Annotated in this window: 22 protein-coding genes and 1 tRNA gene; 15 read left to right on the plus strand and 8 right to left on the minus strand. The window is 53.9% G+C overall.

The genetic code is table 11. The features are described 5' to 3' along the window. Window positions 1-12: 12 nt before the first annotated feature. Window positions 13-435: a MarR family winged helix-turn-helix transcriptional regulator gene (locus V1603_RS23420; protein ID WP_233002789.1), complete on the minus strand. Its 423-nt coding sequence runs from the start codon at window positions 433-435 to the stop codon at window positions 13-15. 142 nt (window positions 436-577) lie between these two features. Here V1603_RS23420 and V1603_RS23425 point away from each other — a divergent pair, with 142 nt between their 5' ends. The 9 genes from V1603_RS23425 (at window position 578) to ureG (ending at window position 7,214) form a co-directional block, all read left to right on the plus strand. Continuing rightward, a complete protein-coding gene (locus V1603_RS23425) occupies window positions 578-1,591 on the plus strand; it encodes an alpha/beta hydrolase (protein ID WP_395313333.1) in 1,014 nt (337 codons plus the stop codon). 137 nt (window positions 1,592-1,728) lie between these two features. Next, complete coding sequence (locus tag V1603_RS23430) at window positions 1,729-2,556, plus strand: urease accessory protein UreD (RefSeq protein WP_233002787.1); 828 nt, start codon at window positions 1,729-1,731, stop codon at window positions 2,554-2,556. A gap of 10 nt (window positions 2,557-2,566) precedes the next feature. Beyond that, window positions 2,567-2,869 (plus strand): urease subunit gamma, encoded by a 303-nt coding sequence (locus V1603_RS23435; RefSeq protein ID WP_006811999.1) that lies wholly within the window; start codon window positions 2,567-2,569, stop codon window positions 2,867-2,869. A 10-nt stretch (window positions 2,870-2,879) separates the two neighbouring features. Then, on the plus strand, window positions 2,880-3,194 hold the full coding sequence (locus V1603_RS23440) for an urease subunit beta (protein WP_221551810.1): 315 nt from the start codon (window positions 2,880-2,882) through the stop codon (window positions 3,192-3,194). Further along, on the plus strand, window positions 3,187-4,890 hold the full coding sequence (gene ureC / locus V1603_RS23445; RefSeq protein WP_233002786.1) for an urease subunit alpha: 1,704 nt from the start codon (window positions 3,187-3,189) through the stop codon (window positions 4,888-4,890). The genes V1603_RS23440 and ureC overlap by 8 nt, the downstream gene beginning before the upstream one ends. Before the next feature lie 9 nt (window positions 4,891-4,899). Next, window positions 4,900-5,364 carry an urease accessory protein UreE gene (gene ureE, locus V1603_RS23450; protein ID WP_116342125.1) on the plus strand — a complete coding sequence of 155 codons (465 nt, stop codon included), beginning with the start codon at window positions 4,900-4,902 and terminating at the stop codon, window positions 5,362-5,364. Between the two features lie 9 nt (window positions 5,365-5,373). Further along, window positions 5,374-5,913: a HupE/UreJ family protein gene (locus tag V1603_RS23455; protein ID WP_233002785.1), complete on the plus strand. Its 540-nt coding sequence runs from the start codon at window positions 5,374-5,376 to the stop codon at window positions 5,911-5,913. Further along, window positions 5,913-6,587 (plus strand): urease accessory protein UreF, encoded by a 675-nt coding sequence (locus V1603_RS23460; protein ID WP_116342129.1) that lies wholly within the window; start codon window positions 5,913-5,915, stop codon window positions 6,585-6,587. The genes V1603_RS23455 and V1603_RS23460 overlap by 1 nt, the downstream gene beginning before the upstream one ends. A 9-nt stretch (window positions 6,588-6,596) precedes the next feature. After that, window positions 6,597-7,214, plus strand: a complete 618-nt coding sequence (ureG, locus tag V1603_RS23465; protein ID WP_166712386.1) for an urease accessory protein UreG — start codon at window positions 6,597-6,599, stop codon at window positions 7,212-7,214. Window positions 7,215-7,256: 42 nt separating this feature from the next. Here the strand turns inward: ureG and tsaD are convergent, their stop codons facing one another. Further along, window positions 7,257-8,270, minus strand: coding sequence for a tRNA (adenosine(37)-N6)-threonylcarbamoyltransferase complex transferase subunit TsaD (gene tsaD / locus V1603_RS23470; protein WP_024906472.1), 1,014 nt, complete (start codon window positions 8,268-8,270; stop codon window positions 7,257-7,259). 236 nt (window positions 8,271-8,506) lie between these two features. Here tsaD and rpsU point away from each other — a divergent pair, with 236 nt between their 5' ends. The 3 genes from rpsU (at window position 8,507) to rpoD (ending at window position 12,593) form a co-directional block, all read left to right on the plus strand. Further along, complete coding sequence (rpsU, locus tag V1603_RS23475; RefSeq protein ID WP_001144069.1) at window positions 8,507-8,722, plus strand: 30S ribosomal protein S21; 216 nt, start codon at window positions 8,507-8,509, stop codon at window positions 8,720-8,722. A gap of 115 nt (window positions 8,723-8,837) precedes the next feature. Beyond that, window positions 8,838-10,583 carry a DNA primase gene (gene dnaG, locus V1603_RS23480; RefSeq protein ID WP_192982747.1) on the plus strand — a complete coding sequence of 582 codons (1,746 nt, stop codon included), beginning with the start codon at window positions 8,838-8,840 and terminating at the stop codon, window positions 10,581-10,583. 165 nt (window positions 10,584-10,748) lie between these two features. Continuing rightward, complete coding sequence (gene rpoD / locus V1603_RS23485; protein ID WP_395313334.1) at window positions 10,749-12,593, plus strand: RNA polymerase sigma factor RpoD; 1,845 nt, start codon at window positions 10,749-10,751, stop codon at window positions 12,591-12,593. 103 nt (window positions 12,594-12,696) lie between these two features. Here the strand turns inward: rpoD and mug are convergent, their stop codons facing one another. Beyond that, window positions 12,697-13,203, minus strand: coding sequence for a G/U mismatch-specific DNA glycosylase (gene mug, locus V1603_RS23490; protein WP_116342131.1), 507 nt, complete (start codon window positions 13,201-13,203; stop codon window positions 12,697-12,699). A 125-nt stretch (window positions 13,204-13,328) separates the two neighbouring features. Between mug and V1603_RS23495 the strand changes: the two genes are divergently transcribed. Together V1603_RS23495 and V1603_RS23500 are read left to right on the plus strand one after the other, a co-directional pair. Beyond that, window positions 13,329-13,404: transfer RNA gene (locus tag V1603_RS23495), tRNA-Ile, on the plus strand. A gap of 912 nt (window positions 13,405-14,316) precedes the next feature. Further along, on the plus strand, window positions 14,317-15,450 hold the full coding sequence (locus tag V1603_RS23500) for an acyltransferase family protein (RefSeq protein WP_395313335.1): 1,134 nt from the start codon (window positions 14,317-14,319) through the stop codon (window positions 15,448-15,450). A gap of 902 nt (window positions 15,451-16,352) precedes the next feature. Here V1603_RS23500 and V1603_RS23505 read toward each other — a convergent pair. From V1603_RS23505 to V1603_RS23525, 5 genes are all read right to left on the minus strand, one after another. Next, a complete protein-coding gene (locus V1603_RS23505) occupies window positions 16,353-17,036 on the minus strand; it encodes an outer membrane protein (protein ID WP_395313336.1) in 684 nt (227 codons plus the stop codon). Window positions 17,037-17,216: 180 nt separating this feature from the next. After that, window positions 17,217-19,331, minus strand: coding sequence for a fimbria/pilus outer membrane usher protein (locus V1603_RS23510; protein ID WP_395313337.1), 2,115 nt, complete (start codon window positions 19,329-19,331; stop codon window positions 17,217-17,219). Between the two features lie 64 nt (window positions 19,332-19,395). Next, window positions 19,396-19,815 carry a DUF1090 domain-containing protein gene (locus V1603_RS23515; protein WP_116342136.1) on the minus strand — a complete coding sequence of 140 codons (420 nt, stop codon included), beginning with the start codon at window positions 19,813-19,815 and terminating at the stop codon, window positions 19,396-19,398. Window positions 19,816-19,877: 62 nt separating this feature from the next. Next, on the minus strand, window positions 19,878-23,063 hold the full coding sequence (locus tag V1603_RS23520; protein ID WP_395313338.1) for an ATP-binding protein: 3,186 nt from the start codon (window positions 23,061-23,063) through the stop codon (window positions 19,878-19,880). After that, entirely contained in the window at window positions 23,060-23,689 is a 630-nt protein-coding gene (locus V1603_RS23525) for a response regulator (protein ID WP_395313339.1), read from the minus strand. The genes V1603_RS23520 and V1603_RS23525 overlap by 4 nt, the downstream gene beginning before the upstream one ends. 153 nt (window positions 23,690-23,842) lie before the next feature. Here V1603_RS23525 and V1603_RS23530 point away from each other — a divergent pair, with 153 nt between their 5' ends. Further along, window positions 23,843-23,965, plus strand: coding sequence for a hypothetical protein (locus V1603_RS23530; protein ID WP_395313340.1), 123 nt, complete (start codon window positions 23,843-23,845; stop codon window positions 23,963-23,965). Window positions 23,966-24,064: the final 99 nt, after the last annotated feature.

Genomic DNA, 24,064 nt, shown 5'->3' on the forward strand with positions numbered 1-24,064 from the left:
ACCGAAGGGTTTTTACAAATCGTCGAGCAGCGTCCGGGAGAGTTTTTTTAGCATTTCAAGCTCATCATCACTCATCCGCATGCTGCAGCGAATCAGGTCCGGCAGCGCCATCACCCGTTTTTTCAGTTCTTTCGCCTTATCGGTCAGTACGACATTTTTCATCCTTTCATCCCCCACAACCGCGATACGGTTGAGGAATCCTTTTGCCTCAAGCTTCTGAACCAGCGGGGTCAATGTGCCCGAATCAAAAAACGTCTTATCGCTGAGATCGCGAAGCGGGATGTTGTCTTTCTCATAAAGTGCCATCAAAACAACAAATTGCGGATAGGTCAGATCCATATCCTGCAGCAGGGGGCGGTACTGGCGCACGAAGGCATTGGTTACCGAGTACAGCGAGAAACACAGTAAATCATCTAATGTTTTGTTTTCTTTCATTTTTCTATCAACCTGAATCTGTTGTCTAAAAAAAATTATAAATAATGTTTGACCAAAAGTATCTTGTGCGCAAGTATTACACCAACAACTAAATAGCACACTACTTATATATCCAATCAAATACGTTAAAAGAGGTACCACCATGAAAACATTAACCGCCATTCTCGTTTCTTCCGTCTTCGCGTCAGCAGCGGCATCCGCCCAAACCATCAATGCTCCGGCCCCGACCGCAGGCGTACAGGCGTTTCTTAATGTCCTGAACTCTGGCAAAGGGAAACCGATGGAACAGATGACCCCGCAGGAGGCCCGCCAGGTACTGATTGGCGCACAACAAGGTGCCAAACTGCCACCCGCTCAGGTTTCTGAGAAAACGATCCAGGTAAATGGCCAGGCCATAAAACTGAAAATAGTGAAACCTGAAAACACCAGCGGCGCGCTCCCCGTCTTTATGTTCTTCCACGGTGGCGGTTGGGTGCTGGGTGATTACCCAACCCACGAACGCTTGATCCGCGATCTGGTTCGCGCATCAGGCGCCGCAGCGGTTTACGTTGATTACACCCCGTCACCTGAAGCCCATTTCCCGGTAGCAATCAATCAGGCCTATGAGGCGACAAAATGGGTAGCCGAGCACGGCCAGGAAATCGGCGTGGACGGTAGCCGTCTGGGTCTGGTGGGTAACAGCGTGGGCGGCAACATGGTGGCTTCGGTGGCGCTGCAGGCCAAACAGTTCAATGGGCCAAAGATTCGCTACAACGTCATGCTCTGGCCGGTTACCGATGCGAACTTTGATACTGCCTCGTATAACCAGTTCGAAAATGGCTATTTCCTGTCAAAAAACATGATGAAATGGTTCTGGGATAACTACACCACCAGCGCTGCCGATCGCAACAATATCCTTGCCTCTCCGCTTCGCGCCACGAGTGCACAGTTGAAAGGCTTCCCGGAAACGCTGATTCAGACAGCTGAGCTGGACGTTCTGCGGGATGAAGGTGAAGCATTCGGGCGTAAACTGGATGCAGCTGGCGTCCCGGTGACCGTCACGCGCTATAACGGCATGATCCACGACTACGGCCTGCTTAACCCGCTGAGCCAGGAGCCGACGGTTAAAGTCGCCCTTGAGCAGGCAGGTGCAGCATTGCATGACCACCTGAAATAGGATCGTCATGCTTCACGCTGAGCACGGCCCCGGGCCGTGCTTTTTTATTTCCTCTATCCATAAGCGACTCATATGACAGCCTTCATTTCCGCCAGGGCATACTGAAACGACCCCGATGGTGAGCAGATGGATGCAGCATGTTAGCAGCTCAGGTCACTGATAATACGTATAAAGGCTGGCAGGCGTCGCTTGCCCTGCAGTTTTGTCACGCCCCTGAGAAAACCCTCCTGCACTCCGCTCACCACGTCGGGCCGCTTACGGTTCAGCGGCCGTTTTACCCTGAAGGGGAAACGTGCCACCTTTACCTGCTGCACCCGCCCGGCGGCGTCGTGGGGGGCGATACGCTGGACATTTCCGTTCGGCTCGATGCCAAAAGCCACGCGCTTATCACCATGCCCGGCGCCAGCAAGTTCTACCGCAGCCGCGGCCCGCAGGCGCGTCTGAGCCAGCACTTTTACCTTGATAACGACGCCACGCTGGAGTGGCTGCCGCAGGACACCATTATCTTCCCCGGTGCGAACGCCGCGCTGCGCTCCGTTTTTCACCTGAAGGCCTCCAGCACGCTGCTGGCGTGGGAGCTGTATTGTCTGGGTCGCCCGGTTATCGGTGAGACCTTCAGCCACGGCACGATGGAGAGCCGCCTTGAAATCTGGGTCGACGACGAGCCGCGCCTGATTGAGCGCCAGCATCTTAGCAACGGCGATCTCACGCCCGTCGGCGGGCATCCGTGGATCGGCACGCTGCTGTTCTATCCGGCCCGGGAAGAACATCTCGACACGGTGCGCGCGCTGCTCGCCCCGCTGGAAAATTATGCCGGGGCAACGCTTACCGATGACCTGCTGTCGGTGCGTTTTCTCTCCCACGACAACCTTATTTGCCAGCGGGTGATGCGCGACATCTGGCAGTCGCTTCGCCCGCTTCTCACAACCAAAACCGCCTGTTCGCCGCGCATCTGGCAGACATAAGAGAAACGTTATGGAACTGACTCCCAGAGAAAAAGACAAGCTGTTGCTGTTCACCGCCGCGTTGGTTGCCGAACGCCGCCTCGCGCGCGGGGTAAAGCTCAACTACCCGGAATCGGTCGCGCTGATCAGCGCCTTCATTATGGAAGGCGCCCGCGATGGCGAAACCGTCGCCTCGCTGATGGAGGCGGGCCGCCACGTCCTGAGGCGCGATCAGGTGATGGAGGGCGTCCCGGAAATGATCCCGGATATTCAGGTCGAAGCCACCTTCCCGGACGGTTCCAAGCTCGTCACCGTCCATAACCCGATCGTCTAAGGAGCGCGTGATGATCCCAGGTGAATATCAGATCAAACCGGGCAATATCAGCTTTAACGTCGGGCGGGAAACCCAACGCGTGGTTGTCGAAAACCACGGCGACAGGCCGATCCAGGTCGGATCGCACTACCATTTTTACGAGGTCAATCCGGCGCTGAAGTTCGATCGGGAAGCCACCAAAGGCTACCGGCTAAACATCCCGGCGGGTACTGCCGTGCGCTTCGAACCCGGCCAGAAGCGGGAAGTGACGCTGGTTCAGGTGACGGGCGCGCAGCGCATTTTTGGCTTTCGCGGCGAGGTGATGGGCGAGGTGAAACATGGCTGACATTTCACGCCAGGCCTATGCCGACATGTTCGGCCCCACCACCGGCGATAAGGTCCGGCTTGCAGACAGCGAGCTGTGGATAGAAGTGGAGGACGATCTCACGATCTACGGCGAAGAGGTCAAATTCGGCGGCGGGAAGGTGATCCGCGACGGCATGGGCCAGGGGCAGATGACCGCTGATGCCTGCGTGGATCTGGTGCTGACCAACGCGCTGATCGTCGATCACTGGGGGATCGTGAAGGCCGATATCGGCGTGAAGAACGGAAGGATCTTTGCCGTCGGTAAAGCCGGGAATCCGGACATTCAGCCTGGCGTGACGATCCCGATTGGCGCGGCGACGGAAGTGATTGCCGCCGAGGGGAAGATCGTCACCGCCGGCGGGATCGACACCCACATCCACTGGATCTGCCCGCAGCAGGCGGAAGAGGCGCTGGTCTCCGGCGTCACCACCATGATCGGCGGCGGCACCGGACCGGCGGCGGGCACCAACGCCACCACCTGTACGCCGGGGCCGTGGTATATCGCTCGCATGCTGCAGGCTGCCGATACGCTGCCGGTGAATATCGGCCTGCTCGGCAAAGGTAACGGCTCCAACCCGGATGCCCTGCGCGAGCAGATCGCCGCGGGCGCCATCGGGCTGAAGATCCACGAAGACTGGGGCGCGACGCCTGCGGCGATCAACTGCTCGCTGGAAGTCGCGGAAGAGATGGATATTCAGGTGGCGCTGCACAGCGACACGCTGAACGAGTCCGGGTTTGTCGAAGACACGCTGGCAGCTATCGCCGGGCGCACCATCCACACCTTCCACACCGAAGGCGCGGGCGGCGGCCACGCGCCGGATATTATCACCGCCTGCGCGCACCCGAATATTCTGCCCTCTTCCACCAACCCGACCCTGCCCTACACGGTGAACACCATCGACGAGCATCTCGACATGCTGATGGTTTGCCATCACCTCGATCCGGATATCGCCGAGGACGTGGCGTTTGCCGAATCGCGCATTCGCCGGGAAACCATCGCCGCGGAAGACGTGCTGCACGACATCGGCGCGTTCTCGCTCACCTCGTCAGATTCACAGGCCATGGGGCGCGTCGGGGAAGTGATTATCCGCACCTGGCAGGTGGCACACCGCATGAAGGTCCAGCGCGGCGCGCTGCCGGAAGAGACGGGCGAGAACGATAACTTCCGCGTGAAGCGCTATGTCGCCAAGTACACCATTAACCCGGCGCTCACCCACGGCATCGCCCACGAAGTCGGTTCGATTGAGGCGGGCAAGCTTGCGGATCTGGTGGTCTGGTCCCCGGCGTTCTTCGGCGTCAAGCCCGCCACCATCGTCAAGGGCGGGATGATAGCCTGTGCGCCAATGGGTGATATCAACGCCTCGATCCCTACGCCGCAGCCGGTGCATTACCGTCCGATGTTTGGATCGCTGGGCGCCGCGCGCCACGCCACACGGCTGACGTTTATCTCGCAGGCCGCCAGTGCGAACGGCATCCCGCAGCAGCTCAACCTGCAGAGCGCCACCGCGGTGGTGAAAGGCTGCCGGACGGTGAAAAAGGCGGACATGATCCACAACGGTTTACAGCCGAACATCACCGTCGACTCACAAACCTACGAGGTGCGCGTCGACGGCGAACTGATAACCAGCGAACCGGCCGACGTTCTGCCGATGGCGCAACGCTATTTCCTGTTTTGAGGAGTGATGATGATCTATTTAACCCAACGCCTGGACCACGCGCACCCGATCACCGCCAGCGTCACGCTGCCGATTGACGTGCGGGTGAAAAGCCGCGCCCGCGTGTCGCTGAACGACGGGCGCGAAGCCGGGCTGATGCTGCCGCGCGGCCTGCTGCTGCGCGGGGGCGACCTGCTGACCACCGACGACGGCAGTGAGGTGATCGAAGTGATCGCAGCGGCTGAGTCCGTCTCCGTGGTGCGCTGCGCCGACCCGTTCCTGCTGGCCCGCGCCTGCTACCACCTGGGCAACCGCCACGTGCCGCTGCAGGTCATGCCCGGCGAGCTTCGCTATCACCACGACCACGTTCTCGACAACATGCTGCGCCAGTTCGGGCTGGACGTAACCTACGCCAGCCTGCCATTTGAACCGGAAGCGGGCGCGTACGCCAGCGATGCCCACAGCCACAGCCATTCTCACGCTCATTCACATTAAGGACTCCTAATGCGCAAGTATTTACCGCTGTTTCTGCTGGCCGTTTCCGTACCGGCGCTCGCCCATCCCGGCCACGGTGCCGACAGCTTTCAGGCCGGCTTTCTCCACCCGCTAACCGGGCTCGATCACCTGCTGATGCTGGCAGGCGCCGGCGTGCTCTCGGCGCTGAGCGGCCGCAAGCTCCTGCTGCCGTTTGCCACCCTCGGCATGATGCTCGTTGGCGCCATTGCGGGCAACCTGCTCGGCGGCTTCAGCGGCATGGAGATGCTGATTATCGCCTCGCTGGCGGTCTGCGGCGTGATGATGTTTAAAGCTGAAAACCGCCTGCTGCTGGCGGTGCCTGCCCTGGCGATGTTCCACGGCTGGGCGCACGGCGTGGAGATGTCCGGCCACAACTTCTGGCTCTTCACCAGCGGCTTTATGTTCGCCAGTGCCACGGTGCTGTGCGCCAGTTTCGCCGCAGGGCTGCTGCTTCGCCGTCACGACGGCCTGCGTAAAACCTTCGGCGGCGGGCTGATCGTCTCCGCCCTGCTGGCGCTGATGAGCTGATGGAGCACGCCCGCCAGAGGCTGCGCCTGATGCAGCTCTCCAGCAGCAGCCTGCCGGTCGGGTCGTTTACCTGGTCACAGGGACTGGAGTGGGCCGTTGAGGCGGGCTGGGTAACCGACGCCGGGGCCTTTAAACGCTGGCAAATTCAGCAGATGGAGCAGAGCTTTTTCTGCGTCGATCTGCCGCTGTTTATCCGTCTTTATCAGGCCTGTGAGCGTAGCGATCTTACAAGTGCAAAACGCTGGACGGCATACCTTCTCGCCTGCCGGGAAACGCGCGAGCTGCGCGAAGAGGAGCGCAACCGCGGGGCGGCCTTTACCCGTCTGGTTAAAAGCTGGGAGCCGGACTGCCCGGCAGAGTGGCTGTCGCTGTTTGCGCAGAGCCAGCTCTGCGGCATGGCGTGGCTTGGCGTTCGCTGGGGCATTGGCGCGCATGAGCTGGCGCTGAGCCTCGGCTACAGCTGGATTGAGAGCGCGGTGATGGCGGGCGTCAAGCTGGTGCCGTTTGGGCAACAGGCCGCGCAGCAGCTGATTATCGAGCTGAGCGACCACTACGCCGCTGGTTTTGAACAGGCATTTTTACGTCGCGACGACGCGCTGGGGGCAGCAACGCCGCTCTCCGCCATCGCCTCCGCGCGCCACGAAACCCAATATTCACGACTATTCCGTTCCTGAGGAGTCAACATGGCTGATTACAAACATCCCCTGCGCGTGGGCGTGGGTGGCCCGGTAGGGTCGGGAAAAACCGCGCTGCTGGAAGCGCTCTGCAAGGCAATGCGCAACACGTATCACCTGGCGGTGGTGACCAACGATATCTACACCAAAGAGGATCAGCGCATCCTCACCGAGGCGGGCGCGCTGGAGCCGGAGCGCATCGTGGGCGTGGAGACGGGCGGCTGTCCGCATACTGCCATCCGCGAAGATGCCTCAATGAACCTGGCGGCGGTGGAAGCGTTGAGCGAGAAGTTCGGCAATCTGGATCTGATCTTCGTTGAAAGCGGCGGCGATAACCTGAGCGCCACCTTCAGCCCGGAGCTGGCGGATCTGACCATCTATGTGATCGACGTTGCCGAAGGGGAAAAAATTCCGCGCAAGGGCGGACCGGGGATCACCAAATCCGACTTTTTGGTGATAAACAAAACCGACCTCGCGCCGTACGTGGGGGCGTCGCTGGAGGTGATGGAGCGCGATACTAACCGCATGCGCGGCGAGCGTCCCTGGACGTTTACCAATCTTAAAGCGGGAGACGGTTTAGCGACGATTATTGCGTTTCTGGAAGAGAAAGGGATGCTGCGGATGTAGTTGTAAATTTCCCTCTCCCCTGTGGGGAGAGGGTCAGGGGGATTACGCCTCCGGCAGTTCCGCCAGCGGCCAGCGCGGACGCACGGACACGCTCAGGTCGGACGTTGCACCCGCATTCAGGCGCACCATTCCGGCGTAAGCGATCATCGCGCCGTTATCGGTACAGAATTCCGGACGCGCGTAGAACACTTCCCCGCGGCGCTTTTGCATCATCTCGGCGAGCTTCGCGCGCAGCGTGCGGTTAGCGCTGACGCCGCCCGCCATCACCAGACGCTTAAAGCCGGTCTGATCCAGCGCGCGCTTGCACTTGATCATCAGCGTGTCCACCACCGCATCTTCAAACGCGCGGGCGATATCGGCGCGGGTCTGCTCGCTGTCGTCGTTGTTGCGGATGGTATTCGCCGCGAAGGTTTTCAGCCCGGAGAAGCTGAAATCCAGCCCCGGACGGTCAGTCATCGGACGCGGGAAGACAAAGCGCCCTTCCGTTCCCTGTGACGCCATTTTCGAGAGCATCGGGCCGCCCGGGTAATCGAGACCCAGCAGCTTGGCGGTTTTGTCGAAGGCTTCACCGGCGGCATCGTCGATCGACTCGCCCAGCAGCTCGTACTTGCCAATGCCCGTTACGCTAATCAGTTGGGTATGCCCACCCGAGACCAGCAGCGCCACAAACGGGAATTCAGGCGGATTTTCTTCCAGCATAGGTGCCAGAAGGTGCCCTTCCATATGGTGAACCGGAATGGCCGGAACATCCCACGCGAAGGCCAGCGACCGGCCAACCGTCGCGCCAACCAGCAGCGCACCGACCAGGCCCGGCCCCGCGGTATAGGCCACGGCGTCAATATCGGTTGAGCTTAATCCGGCCTCTTTCAGCGCCGCCTGAATCAGGGGAACCGTTTTACGCACGTGGTCACGAGAGGCCAGTTCCGGCACGACGCCGCCGTAGTCAGCGTGCAATTTCACCTGACTATACAGCTGGTTGGCCAGAAGCCCTTTTTCGTCGTCGTAAATGGCGATGCCGGTTTCATCGCAGGATGTTTCAATACCCAGTACACGCATGACTTGTTTTACCTCGTTTCAATACCGCGCAGTGTAGAGCCTGGGCGGGTTGATGTAAAACTTTGTTCGCCCCAGGAGGAAGGCTCGTGTATACTCCTCACCCTTATTAAAGTCCCTTTCAAAATCGCATCGGTGCTTTACAAAGCAGCAGCATTTGCAGTAAAATTCCGCACCATTTTGAAATAAGCTGGCGTTGATGCCAGCGGCAAACCGAATTTATTAAAGGTGAGAGTTACATGCCGGTAATTAAAGTACGTGAAAACGAGCCGTTCGACGTAGCACTGCGTCGCTTCAAACGTTCATGCGAGAAAGCAGGTGTTCTGGCTGAAGTTCGTCGTCGTGAGTTTTATGAAAAACCAACGACCGAACGTAAGCGCGCTAAAGCTTCCGCTGTGAAACGTCACGCGAAGAAACTGGCTCGCGAAAACGCACGCCGTACTCGTCTGTACTAATCTCTTGAGGGTCAACACCCTCAATTGACAGACAGAGTAGTAGTCGTAAGGCCGTGCTTCCGGAAGGAATGCGCGGCTTGTTTTCGTTTATAAGTCGCTTAAATTTTTGGGGCATATGGCCGGAAGAATCCCACGCGTTTTCATCAATGACCTGCTCGCCAGAACCGACATCGTCGATCTCATCGACGCGCGGGTAAAGCTGAAAAAGCAGGGCAAGAACTACCATGCGTGCTGTCCGTTCCATAACGAAAAAACCCCCTCCTTCACCGTAAACGGTGAAAAGCAGTTTTACCATTGCTTCGGCTGTGGCGCACACGGTAATGCCGTCGATTTTTTGATGAACTACGACAAGCTCGAGTTCGTTGAAACCGTCGAAGAGCTGGCGGCGATGCATAACCTTGAAGTGCCGTATGAAGCAGGCAGTGGGCCAAGTCAGATCGAGCGCCATCAACGGCAAACGCTGTATCAACTGATGGATGGCCTGAATTCGTTTTACCAACAGTCTCTTAAGCACTCTGCGGCTGAGCCTGCGCGTCAGTATCTGAACAAGCGCGGACTGAGCGACGATGTGATTGCGCGTTTCGCTATTGGTTACGCCCCGCCCGGCTGGGACAACGTGTTAAAGCGTTTTGGCGGCAATAGCGAAGATCGTAAATCTCTCATCGACGCAGGCATGCTGGTCACCAACGACCAGGGACGAAGCTACGACCGCTTCCGTGAACGGGTGATGTTCCCGATCCGCGACAAGCGTGGCCGGGTGATTGGTTTTGGTGGTCGCGTGCTGGGTGATGCCCTGCCGAAATACCTCAACTCTCCGGAAACCGATATTTTCCATAAGGGCCGCCAGCTGTACGGTCTTTATGAGGCGCAGCAGGATAACGCGGAACCTCAGCGTCTTCTGGTCGTCGAAGGCTATATGGACGTCGTTGCGCTGGCGCAGTACGACATCAACTACGCGGTTGCGTCGCTAGGTACGTCCACCACCGCCGATCATATTCAACTGCTGTTCAGGGTGACCAACAACGTCATCTGCTGTTACGACGGTGACCGCGCTGGACGCGACGCCGCCTGGCGAGCGCTGGAAACCGCGCTGCCGTATATGACCGACGGGCGTCAGCTACGCTTTATGTTCCTGCCCGACGGTGAAGACCCGGATACGCTGGTGCGTAAAGAGGGCAAAGCGGCGTTTGAAGCGCGGATGGAGCAGGCTCAGCCGCTCTCCACATTTTTGTTTAACAGCCTGATGCCGCAGGTTGATTTGAGTACCCCTGACGGGCGCGCGCAGCTCAGTACGCTAGCGCTGCCGTTAATCAGCCAGGTGCCCGGCGAAACGCTGCGCATCTATCTGCGTCAGGAGTTAGGCAACAAGCTCGGCATTCTGGATGACAGCCAGCTTGAACGTTTAATGCCTAAACAGGCTGAAAACGGCACGGTTCGCCCCGCGCCTCAGCTAAAACGCACAACCATGCGTATACTGATAGGGTTACTGGTGCAAAACCCCGAGCTTGCTCCGCAGGTGCCGTCGCTGGCGGGTTTGAACCACGAAAAATTGCCCGGGCTTGGCTTATTTTCAGAACTGGTCAACACGTGTTTGTCTCAGCCAGGTCTGACCACCGGACAACTTTTAGAACATTATCGCGGCACAAAAGAGGCCGCTACCCTTGAAAAATTGTCGATGTGGGACGATATAGCTGATAAGGACATTGCAGAAAAAACGTTCACCGACTCGCTCAACCATATGTTTGATTCGATGCTTGAGCTGCGCCAGGAAGAGTTGATAGCTCGCGAGCGCACGCACGGCTTAAGCAGCGAAGAACGCCGGGAGCTCTGGATGATTAACCAGGAACTGGCGAAGAAATAAGTCAAAGACAACAGTATTTAACGGCTTAAGTGCCGAATATCGATCGGGAAGCCCCCGGCAGCCGCACTGAGAGGCAGCGGCAAAAATATAAGTACGCCCTCGCTTTAAAGGTTGGCAGCCCCATCGCCGACACCAATCAAACGAATTAAGTGTGGATACCGTCTTATGGAGCAAAACCCGCAGTCACAGCTGAAACTTCTTGTCCAACGCGGTAAGGAGCAAGGCTATCTGACCTATGCCGAGGTCAATGACCATCTGCCGGAAGATATCGTCGATTCAGACCAGATCGAAGACATCATCCAAATGATCAATGACATGGGCATTCAGGTGATGGAAGAAGCACCGGATGCCGATGATCTGTTGCTGGCTGAAACCTCCAACAACACTGACGAAGATGCGGAAGAAGCTGCTGCACAGGTACTGTCCAGCGTGGAATCTGAAATCGGGCGTACCACTGACCCGGTCCGCATGTACATGCGCGAAATGGGTACCGTTGAACTGTTGACCCGCGAAGGCGAAATTGACATCGCAAAACGCATCGAAGACGGGATCAACCAGGTACAGTGCTCTGTTGCCGAATACCCGGAAGCGATCACCTATCTGCTGGAGCAGTACGATCGCGTTGAAGCGGAAGAAGCGCGCCTGTCTGACCTGATCACCGGTTTTGTCGACCCGAACGCTGAAGAAGATATGGCGCCTACCGCCACTCATGTCGGTTCTGAACTGTCTCAGGAAGAGATGGATGACGACGAAGACGAAGATGAGGAAGAAGACGACGACAGCGCGGACGATGACAACAGCATCGACCCGGAACTGGCGCGTGAGAAGTTTGCCGAGCTGCGCACCCAGTACGAAGTGACGCGTGACGCCATCAAAGCGAAAGGCCGCAGCCATGCCGCCGCTCAGGAAGAGATCCTGAAGCTGTCTGAAGTATTCAAACAGTTCCGCCTGGTGCCAAAACAGTTCGACTACCTGGTTAACAGCATGCGCGTGATGATGGATCGCGTACGTACCCAGGAACGCATCATCATGAAGCTGTGCGTTGAGCAGTGCAAAATGCCGAAGAAGAACTTCATCACCCTCTTCACCGGCAACGAAACCAGCGAAACCTGGTTCAACGCGGCTATCGCGATGAACAAGCCGTGGTCTGAAAAACTGCACGACGTGAAGGACGATGTTTATCGTGGTCTGCAGAAGCTGCAGCAGATTGAAGAAGAGACCGGCCTGACCATCGAGCAGGTTAAAGACATCAACCGTCGCATGTCCATCGGTGAAGCGAAAGCCCGCCGTGCCAAGAAAGAGATGGTTGAGGCGAACTTACGTCTGGTTATCTCTATCGCCAAGAAATACACCAACCGCGGTCTGCAGTTCCTGGATCTGATTCAGGAAGGCAACATCGGTCTGATGAAAGCGGTAGATAAGTTTGAATACCGTCGTGGGTACAAGTTCTCCACTTACGCGACATGGTGGATCCGTCAGGCGATTACCCGCTCTATCGCAGACCAGGCGCGCACCATCCGTATTCCGGTGCATATGATTGAGACCATCAACAAGCTCAACCGTATCTCCCGTCAGATGCTGCAGGAGATGGGCCGCGAGCCGACGCCGGAAGAGCTGGCCGAGCGCATGCTGATGCCAGAAGACAAGATCCGTAAAGTGCTGAAGATCGCCAAAGAGCCAATCTCCATGGAAACGCCAATCGGTGACGATGAAGATTCGCATCTGGGTGATTTCATCGAGGATACCACCCTCGAGCTGCCGCTGGACTCTGCGACCACCGAGAGCCTGCGTGCCGCGACGCACGACGTTCTGGCTGGCCTGACCGCCCGTGAAGCAAAAGTTCTGCGTATGCGTTTCGGCATCGACATGAATACCGACCACACGCTGGAAGAAGTGGGTAAACAGTTCGACGTTACCCGCGAACGTATCCGTCAGATCGAAGCGAAGGCGCTGCGTAAGCTGCGTCATCCAAGCCGCTCTGAAGTGCTGCGTAGCTTCCTGGACGACTAATCTGTCCTGACAGTGAAAAAGCTCCCAATCGGGAGCTTTTTTTTGTTTATTCCCTCTCCCTGTGGGCTAAGGGCCAGGGTGAGGGTATCAGGCCGCAGAGGAGCTAAAGCCCCCGCACCATCAGCGCCTCATCCAGCTCCCGATACGCCTCCACCAGCTTATCCAGCGTCGCCCTGTTGAGCCCGCTCGGGTTCGGCAGCACCCACACCTGCGTAACGCCAATCATGATGCTCTGCTTGCCCCACTTCGTTCCACGCTGGCTAAACGCCTGCTCGTAGGCCTGCTTGCCGAGGATCGCCAGCGCGGCCGGCTGGTAGTCTTCAATCTTCTTTACCAGCTCTCGCCCGCCGCTGCGCAGCTCATGCAGGTTGACCTCGCTCGCCTGTACCGTAGGCCGCTCGACCAGCATGGTAATACCGCAGCGTGTATCCAGCAGATGCTGTTCCTCTTCCGGCTTGAGTAATCTGTCGGTAAACCCGGCCTGGTAGATCACCTTCCAGAAGCGATTTCCCGGATGGGCAAAGTGAAAACCGGTGTGCGCAGAGGACTTTCCTGGGTTGATACCGCAAAACACCACCCGCAGGCCTGGTGCAAGAATATCGTTGATCATCTTTACTCCCGATCGATACATCGTGAGTGAAGTATAAAGGATTGATTATGCGTTGTTTATAAAAACAGCAAGCAGGAATGAATGGCTGGATTGCTGCGGGGAGTTACTTTATAATTCACCGCCACGGCCCCTTAGCTCAGTGGTTAGAGCAGGCGACTCATAATCGCTTGGTCGCTGGTTCAAGTCCAGCAGGGGCCACCAAATTTTAGCTGTAGAATCAAGATGTGTAACAAAGATCGTATCACAATTAATTTTCTGGCTCTGGCAATAACGCTCCTTAGTGTTACAGTGACCCGAAAGCTACTACGATGTGCACAGCATGTACGCATTTCAGATAATTCACCAATTCCTGCAATCACATAGTGGTGCAATAAACATCCATTTTGTTAATAGATTCATTCCATTTCAAAATCATCAGTCAGCTGCTTAAGCCCTTCTCTTTCACCGACATTTCAATATGCATATCAACCCGACCCTTAGCGAGTGGCAGGGAAATGGAACTACCCCGCACAGCTGACGTTCTAACCGTATTTTTACTACACATTCTGCATTGCTTCGGTTGCAGTAATTACAATTAAAAATCAGCACATTTACATCCATTCCCACCAAATGACCCACTTTTTTGCTTACTACTTTTTTGGGTGGGTGGGGTCATTTCAGCGCAACTTAATATTGATTGCCTCTTTTTCCAAGGGGCACGGGACTGAAACCAGTTAACAACATCACAAGTGTAGGCACTGCGATCAGCAAAGATGTACAACTTATCGTCACTGGCTTTGCGAGTGATGGTGATAGGGAGCATGATCATCAGGAGGAAAAGTCCGCCTCTCAGATGGGATGAGGTGTATGCACGGAAGCAGAACATTCAACGGTCCAGAAAACGAGATTTACGGAAAGCATATCGATAAATCGTAAGAATCGTGAAAAGATCATGATAGAGATAACGTTATGTTCTCATAAGTGTCGATTAAATATCACCTTTCTTAGCAACCATGTAAAATCTGAACTTATCTCAAAAAATATGATACAATCTTGCTTGCTTATCGATGCACTGAAATATACTATCAATTTCATTTTATATATAATAATAAGTTACTCATCGAGGATGATGTGATGTTACATGTAAAAAAAAATTTTTCAAAAAAAAGAATTCACGGACCAGATGTCATTCGAGGGATTGCTGCGATATGTGTTGTATTTTTCCATGTTCTATATATATCGGGCATACCCTATAGCAATGTAAATCTCTGGATAACTGGTAGGTTTGATTTTTTTGTTAGAGTTTTTTTTATGATTAGTGCATTCTCAATGATGTATGTTTATCATGAAAGACTTTCATCTCAAGAGGAAATGAGAAAGTTTTATTTTAAAAGATTTGTAAGAATTGCGCCTCTATTTTATTTTATAATGTTAATCACAATATTAATTACATACCTACAAAGTGGGAACATTCAGTCAATTAGCGAGATTATAACAAGCGCAACATTTGTATTCGCATTAATACCTGGAATGCATAATAGCATTGTAGGTGGTGGTTGGTCGATTGGTGTTGAGATGATATTTTACCTTTTCTTCCCTTTCTTTATGATTATATCGAGAAATATAAAAACAACAAGCATTTCATTAATAATTCTATTAGCAATAAGCATTATAATCAAACCTTACTATGCCAGCTATTTATCTGAACCGATAAAAAACTTCGGGCTTTTAAATATCTTGGCACATCTTCAGTATTTCATGGTGGGAATTCTTGCATTTCATATATGGAAAGTAACACCCAGAGCAATAATAAATAAAACATTTAATGGGGTACTTCTATTATTATCCATGACGTTAGTGATAGTATTCTTTAGGTGTCAGGATATTATCCCAGAAGAGATTTTTTTAAGTATCTTTGGGTTTATCATAGTTCTCTCTTCCTCATTGGGTTTACCTAATGCCATTGATAATAAAATAACACGCTGGCTTGGTAAAATAAGTTATAGTACATACCTAGTGCAATTCCCTGTAATTTCAATTTTGTTATATACGGGAGGGTATGATATGATTATGACAATATGCCCAAGTTACATTGATGCTAATTTACTTGCATCAATGGTCACTATAATATTAGTTATAATGTTATCTAGTCTCACATATAAATACATTGAAAACCCATTCAGAAACCTACGTGGTCATTCTGAGCTTAATCAGCAATGGGAAGGCTTATCTCTTGACAAAACAGATAAAACGTCGCTAAGTGATTGAATCACATATGTCAACCCATACCGTAATATTGTTATCACGATGGAATATATTACGTGGTTGGCACATCCAACCACGTAAATAATTTAGCACTGGCATCGTATGTAGATCCAATTTTCTCAATGATATCATAGGAAATGACTGCAGCGATGCCATATTCTACCATCCATTTTTTTCCACCATCGCAGACTATTGCTTCTATCACCTGCTTTATCATCAATTGCGTAATTAGATATTCTGCATATCTTCCATGTTCATAGGCTTACGCGTAGTGCTTATATTCCGAAATGCAATATTTTTTCAATTAACTGAGGGAACGGGTAGATGCAACCCTCACCCCGGTTTCTTACGGGATTTATTTATCCCGAACTGTAATGAAATCCACCAGGCAGATATCAATGATCTCTGTGGACTAATTTTCCCTTGCTAGCTCTCGATATGTACCTCCTTTCCTTTTTGTGAAGTCACCTGCGATCGGGCCAGATAGAGTGATTATCATCATGGGATTATTGTAGATGGTTCTGCAACAATCGGACCTTTTCTGCAGATAAGACAGAACACCACGATAGTTATAACCAGTGCCACTGATAATAAAAAGTCGATATCAGTTGTGATTGGCAATAATGTCAGTATTGGTGATAACGTTATTATCGGTGCCATGTCATTTGTGAACAAATGACATTCCTGATGGTATGATTGTTTATACTGAAAAAGTTAAATATGCCCCTTGCTAAATTACACACAACTTAACCGTACTCTTCAACTTTTCTGTGCTGCCTCGCCGGCCACGGTTTAATGTCCAACTGGGGCATGTAAAATGCAAGTTGTAAAAACCCACAAAAAAGCCAACGCCGCATTCACGCGGCGTTGGCCCTGTTTTAAAGACAGTAAAAACTTACAACAGGTTAAAAGACATAACGCATGCCAAGGGTAAATTCATTAGAGACAATATGCGCTTTCATCTGTTCGTCTTTTAAGCCACGCGCGTTAGTGAAGTTGTTATACCCACTTTCGATCTTACCCATATCGATATAACGGTAGCCCAGATCAACATACAGACGCTCAACCGGCATGTAGCTTACGCCCGCACCTAACGCATAAGTCAGATTGCTTTGTGTTGTTGAGGCATATTCACGTCCGGCGTTACCCTGCCAGCCGCCCGCTTTGATTTTACTCATGCCAAGCCCAGCAGTACCGTAAACAGACACACCGTAGCCCAATTCATAATCGCGATAGACATTCAGCATCAGACGTTCAGTTTCAGTCTGTAAGTGATTAAAGCTATTAGCGAATGTGCTGGAGCCGCTGGTGTACTCCGTCTTTTGTTTAAAGGTATATTCACCCTCTGTACGCCAGCCGTTACCAAACTGATAGCCCGCAGCAATCGCCGCACCGCCAAAGTGCTCTTTCTCTTTACCGCCCACAAACTGCCCTACCCCAGGACGTGCGCTGGTATCCATCTCCTTTGCACGTTGTTCAACCTGGAGATATTTTGCGGAACCGTAATACCCTTCTTCCGTATTTGCCGCCAGAACGGTAGCCGGGATCATCGCGATCGGCAGGGCGACTACAATAGCTTTCATCTTCATCTACACTCCGTTGAAAAAATATTCCGCACGGCGAACGGTCGTCCGTCGATGTCAGGAAAAACAGTCAGTGAGAGGGATAATAAGCAGCCCGGCATAAGCAAACTATTCGTGTGATTACGCGTTTTACCAGGTAATTTTACGTAGGGATTGGTCTTGTTTTTTGATCTTTTCAACGACATTTCAATCGCTTACAGATTGTGGGAAACGCAGCAGCACAACCGCCCCCTCCGTCGGCACGGATTCCATTTCCGTCACCTCCAGCGTCGCGTTTTCCGGCATGCTGAGGCTATCGACCGTAATGCGGTTGACTCGCCATGGCGTCAGGTAACTGACCAACAGCTCACCCTTTGCATTCGTCGTTGAACCAAACTGGTTATAAAAGCCTACGCCCGGAGAGTCTGGCACCTCCACCAGCGCCACGGTGCTACCGAGCTGCTGCCCCAGCGTTACGCCTCCACTGTGGAACAACAGGCTGCCGCTGGCATCCGCATGATAATCGCGCCGGGTTCCTCCCCGCACCGTACTGAGGTTGACTTCCCCGGCATTGTATTGATAGCCCATGTTCGCCGACAGCGTGTCATTGCCATGCACGGTGTGCATGGCCTGCAGATCGTAACGCAGGCTGTAATCATTGAGCGCAGAACCGTAGACATTGATGCCGTGACTGTCTTCACCCCGGCTTGCCAGTTCGGTGACATAGCCGATATTACTTGTTGTTCCCCACAGGGAAACAGGCACGCTGACAGTGATCCCCACCGTGGTCTCATCTGGATTATTGCCATAGCGGTCATAGCCCCCGTACAGGCTCAGATCAATGTCGTGTACGGTAGTATTCAGACTCAGCGTGGCTCCCTGATTAGCGGAATCAGAGTCGCGCGATCTCAACCAGCGCCAGGACAGACTCAGGCTGGAGTCCTCACTGATGTTCTGATTAAGCTCCAGTTGTCCACGAAGTACGCGCTGGGTGATACCATCATCCCAGCCGTAGCCAGATTGCGCTGACTGCGCGATCTTCTCCTCGAATGACCGATAATGCTCTGCGCGCGGATACCACTGCAACTGCGCATTGAGGCTGGTTTCAGTGGTAAAAAATGCTTTCGCGTAACGCAAACGCCATACCTTACCGCGAAGCGTCTCTTCATTTAGCGTGTATCGTGCCGAGCTGATATCCCCCGAAAATGCGCCCCACCGACCTAAATTCCCGCCAAAACCTGCGACATAACTGAAGTAGTCATCTCCTTGCTGCAGCCCCGAAAACACCGTCACCTGCGGTGCGATCCCCCACGAAACCGTGCTTTGCCAGAAACGATCTTTATCCCTTTCAATACCGTGAAAAGGCTTATAACGTCCCGTGGCCAGCTCATAGCTGAACAACCCCTGATGCACCAGATTAGGCATGCTGGAATAGGGCAGCAGACGAGTACGCTCCGTACCATCACTCTCCTGAATGGTCATTTCCAGATTGCCATCCGGATTTGGTGGATAAAAATCCCGAATGGTAAACGGTCCAGGCGGAACGTGAATACGGTACACGCGCACCCCGTTCTGGTGAATTGTCACCTCCGCTTCCGTGCGGGCATAGCCGTTAATCCAGGGCGAATACGGTCGCCAGCTATCGGGGAACATCGCCTCATCGCTGGCAAGCGTCGCACCGCGAAAAGCGAAACTGTCGAACAGGTTTGAAGAGGTATTACTGTCGCCAAAAGTCAGACGCGAACGCAGCGGCGTAATGCTGCGCCAGAGTGACATAGCATTGCTGTACGAGCCGTGCTGCCCGTCTCTTTCACGCCAGAAGGTGTTTTGATAACGCAGTCGCCATGGGCCGATGTTGAGACCATTATCCAGCGCCAGCGTGGCATCGGTTCCGGAATGTTCCCAGCTGTACTGCGCCTGACGGTTATCCGCATCCAGACGATAGTTAACAAACAGCGCATTGATACCATCGTCCCAGCGACTGGTGCTGACACCGTTCTGCTGCGGGTTAATCGCCTCGTCGGGGAACAACAGCGTGAGCAACTGTGCATCCGGGCGATACCAGTATTTAAGGTTAAATGCCTCAGCAGACTGGGGCGTCAGGCAGCCTTTTGCATCCCATTCCAGACGTGCAATCACTGCATCCCGCACGCCCCACTCCTCCATCAGCGGCAGGCTAAGGCAAGGTCCGGAGGCTGAGACATCGAATGAGATCGACCCTTTATAGACGTTATTGAGGATAATCCACGTCTTTTTAATGGCCGCGTGGCTCTCTGCTGCCGGGAAAAGCAGCATAAATAACAAAATACGAAGTAATGTCATAGCAGCAGGCAATGCAAAAAAGGTGAAGAGGCAAATGCCTCTTCACCTGATTTACATAAAAAGATTATTTTTGCAGGGATGCACGAGCTGCACTCAGCTCCTGCTGGATACCGCTCAGCTCGTTCTGTTTTTCTGACAGTTTACGCTGGTACTTAGCAATCTTCTTGTTGTCACCTTTGGCTTTTGCTTCACGCAGATCGGCCTGAATCTCGGCGATATCGTCACGTTTCTCAGCCAGTTTTTTCTCCAGCTTCTTCACTTCTTTCTGCGCGTCAGCCTGAACGCTTGCCGGGGTGCAGTGTGCTTTGACTTCTGCCAGCGCTTTTTTCAGGCCGTTAACTTTATAGGTATTGCCGTACTGCTGGGCAATACGGATCTCTTTTTCCAGCGCGGCTGCTTTCGCGGTGCAGCTTTCAGCAGCCTGAGCTGAAGTGAACATACCAACAGATGCGATAACAGCCAGTGCAGATGCTAATTTTTTCATTGGGATATCTCCTTTATTTATGAATTTCCTCGAACAAAAGAGTATCCCAGTGGCAGGTAGGCTTACGCTGTACGCCCGTCCTCATTCTGCTGTAGGACGGTCTTCCTCGGTTGTACTCCCGTATCTCGCCAGTGCTGTAACGCTGCACGCAGGTTGAGAATATGCTCCTCAAGCTGGCGAACACCATCACTGTCGACGACCCGCTCCTGCTCAAGGCAAAGCGCTTCCAGCGCCTGTTCCCCGAGCAACTGGATACCGCCCCGCAGCCGATGCAGAGATTCCGCCAATGGCGTATCGGGATCGTTTCTCCAGCGAGCAATATCGCACAGTGTCTCATCGATCACCGCGATCTGGAGTTCCAGAAACGACACCAGATGCTTATCATCGAGCAGCGCTGCGGGCAGCGTCAGTGTGGGATACAAAGCAGGAGATTTACCAGCCGGTCGCAGCGGTAACAGCAGCTCTTCCAGCGCCGCCAGCGTGACCGGCTTAAAGATACAATTACTCATGCCCGCCTCTCGCGCCGCATCCCGGGCAGACTCTCGTGCATCGGCGGTCATCCCCAGTACGATGACATCCGGATAACGCTCATTAATGATGCGTGACAATTCATAACCACTCATCCCTGGCATGTTGCAGTCGCTGATAACGGCATCCGGTTGTAGGGTTGTCAGGTTGTCGAGCAGCGCGTGTGGGCTGTCATAAGGGCTAACCTGATGCCCAAGCCATTCAAGCTGCTGGGTGAGCAGCATCAGTCCAACCGGGTTGTCATCCACCACCATAATGGTCAGCGCGGCGCGTTTGCCTGGTGGTGAAGAAACATCAACCTCTCTCTGCGGCAACGGATCCATCATCGGCACTTTAAGCGTCACCGTCACCGTAGTGCCTTCCCCTGGTGCGCTGTCTAAATCCAGGCTTCCTCCCATCATATCGGCGAGCTGCCGGCAAATATAAAGCCCCAGCCCGCTCCCCTGCGCCAAATTGCGGCTCGGTCCCTGACTAAAAGGCTGAAAAAGACGCTGCCGGGTCGTTTCATCAATCCCCTCGCCCGTATCCTCTATCGTTAGCGCCAACAGCATAAACTTGCCGTCCTGCCATTGCGGCTGCGCACGTAACGTTACCTGACCGCTGTCGGTAAATTTGATGGCATTGCCCAGCAGGTTGATGACGATCTGACGAAAGCGCACCACATCCATCAGGACATCGCCTTTCAGCTCCGTGTCCATCTCAAGTATAAACTTCAGCGATTTTTGCGCCGCCAGCTCCTCAAACAGCAGTGCGCTGCTTTCTATCAGGGTTCGCAGCGAGGCTCGTTCCGGGCGTAACACCAGACGGCCAAACTCGATGCGCTCCACATCAAGGATGTTGCCGATGAGCAGTAGCAATGACTGCGATGCATCCCAGGCAACCCGTATCGATTGTCGATTTTTCAGGGTATCGTCAGGACGCTTCATGACCAACTCCAGCATGCCGATGATGATGCTAACTGGCGTGCGAATTTCGTGACTCATGGTCGCCAGGAAGGTGCTTTTCCCGCGCCGCAAGCGCTCGGCACGGTGTTTGGCCTCACGCAGCTTCTGGATTAGGCGCAGGATGCGCGCCCGCCGGATGCGTCGCCTCTTATAAATCCACCATGCCACCAGTGCCAGCAGCGCCCCCCCTGTAACCAATAACACCGCCAGCCACGCTTTTGACAGTGCCGACGTTGACACGGAGGCAAACATATTTCCCGCATTGCCGCCGCGCGTCAGGGCATGAAGATCTTCCGGCGGGATATTGATCAGCGCCTTATTGAGGATGGTAATCAGCGGCCAGGCCTGCCGCGATGTGCCAAAGGCAAAACGTAGCGGTTCGGTATCAATGCTGGCTAAAATTTTCAGCGAGGCAAACTCGTTACGGGTGAGTTGAGTATTGGCAACGATCAGCGGCACAACCATCAGGTCGTTTTCATGACGCACCACGCTGGCTAAACCGTGCCACCACGTATCAACTTTCGCCGTCTGACCACTGTTTTGTCGACCCAGCCAGCTATCCGGTGCTTCTCCACGCAGGCTCACCACTCTGGGCTGCCGCGTCTCTTTCCCTTGCTGCTTGCGCCCCACCATCACCCAGGAGTTATACAGCCAGGTTCGGGTCGTGAGCAGATCCGCTTGCCAGATCCCTTCCTGAGTCACGCCGGCAATCAGATCCGCCTCACCGCGGTTAACCGCCCTGAAGGCAGCATCCTGGCTGGAATAGCGGAGGATCTCAAAGGTGAATCCGGTGCGAAGACGGAGTGCGGTCAGCAGATCGGCAAGAATGCCTCGCAGCTCGCCGCGCTCGTTGAAAAAGGCAACAGGGGCATTATCCTGCGCCACCGCAACGCGTATCCGGGAATGTTCTTTGATCCATTTATGTTCAAGCGAAGTGTAGCGCGGCGGCTCCTCGCTCAGCGAGAGCGGGATCCCCCCGCTCCAGCGGCGGTGGATCTCGACGCTTGCATTCTCCGGCAGCGCCGTGAGCATCTTGTCCAGAATCGCGATCCAGACCGCCATTTTTGGCATAGCGGCGAAGGAAAATCCTGACGCATCGAACGTGCTCGCCACCGACCGAATGCTGACATTGCTTAAGTTAGACTGACTGGCCAGATAGCGTGCGCTGATCGCATCGCTGAAGAACAGATCGATTTTGCGAAAGGCCAGCGCCTCCAGAGCGTGCCGCGAGGAGGAGAAGTTCACAATGCTGGCCCCAGGATAGCGTGCCAGCACATCGCGACTGTTGTAGACAGGCGACACGGCGATACGTTTGACCACATCATCTGGCGAGGCATCCGTATTGACCACCTCCACCGGGATGTTGTCACTGTATGGCACACTCAGCAGTAGGCCCTGCTTTTGCTGGCTCGCTCCCGCCTGGGGAATAAAATCAGCCTTTCCCGCCCGAAGTGCGGACAGCGCCTCATCGTAGCTGAGGTAACGAACGACCTCGATATCTACACCCAAATTTTCCGCCACCAGCCCGGTAAAATCCGCATTAATACCGCCGTAGTCATTAAGCCCGGTCGTGATGTCATAAGGCGGCATCATCGGCCCCCAGACCGCCATGCGGATTTTGCGATGTTCGCGCACCCAGCGCCATTCGCTGCTGCTGAGCCCGGGTTCAATGACCTCTTCATGGCTGCGCGCCAGCAAGCGAAGGGATTCCTCCTGTGGCGCGGCAGACGCAGCAAATGTGAGGCAAAAAAGCAGGATAAAGGAAACAATATTCACGTGTCTGGCTCTGATGGGGAAATAAGATCGAACAGCTGTTCAAACTGTTCAACGCCGCTTTTCTTCATCATCCGCGCCTTATAGGTGCTGACAGTTTTATTACTGAGCGCCAGCCTGTCAGCCACCTCCTTGTTACTCTCGCCCTGTTTCAGATAGTTCAGCACGGCGAGTTCCCGGTCGGAAAAACGGGCCAGGAGCGTTTGGGCTTCATGTTTTTCTACCGACTTTTCAGCCATGCTGGCAAACATCCCTTCAGGAAAGCAGTAATAACCATCGAGCAGTAACTGGCAAACAGGTTCAATACGTTCCAGCGCCAGGCTTTTATTAATAAAGCCGCTCGCGCCGGCCTGTAAGGTACGTGGCGCATAAACTGCCGCAGGCTGGTTGGTGTACACCAACACCCGGAGCGCCGGAAAGTGGTGCCTGATGCGCGGAAGAAGATCCAACCCGTCAGCATTTTTGAGCTCAAGGTCAAGGATCAACAGTGACGGAAGTTCACGGTGCAGCAGCGCCAGCAGGTTCTCACCGGAGGAAGTCGTCACGGTAAAAGCCGGATTTTTGTCCAGTAACACCTTGAGTGCAAAGCAGATTGCCGGATGGTCATCCACAAGCAAAATTTTCGTCATTATGTTTATTTCTTACCTAAGGGGTTAACCGTATCATTATGCGGGGTACACCATAGCCGATCGCCCAGGGAATCGAGACAAGGCTTGTCTGTTTTCAGAAAATTTTTGTCTGCACAAAGAAATATCTGAGCAGAAGCTCGGACAGTGGTGACAATGCTGGAACTGGAACTGGAACTGGAACTGGAACTGGAACTGGAACTGGAACCGGAATTAATCAAAACCATCCTGCTTTTTTGCTTCCTGCTCACTCCCCCACCTCACAAACTGCGAATCTAAAGAAATCCCCCATCGCGCCGATCATCATCCGTGTGTATTATTTCCTGTAGCTTTTACAACAACTACCCTTAACTCAAATACTTAAGCGCCAAAGCGAAA

This window comes from Enterobacter sp. ECC-219 (genome assembly GCF_043966805.1).
Lineage (GTDB): Bacteria > Pseudomonadota > Gammaproteobacteria > Enterobacterales > Enterobacteriaceae > Enterobacter > Enterobacter cloacae_N.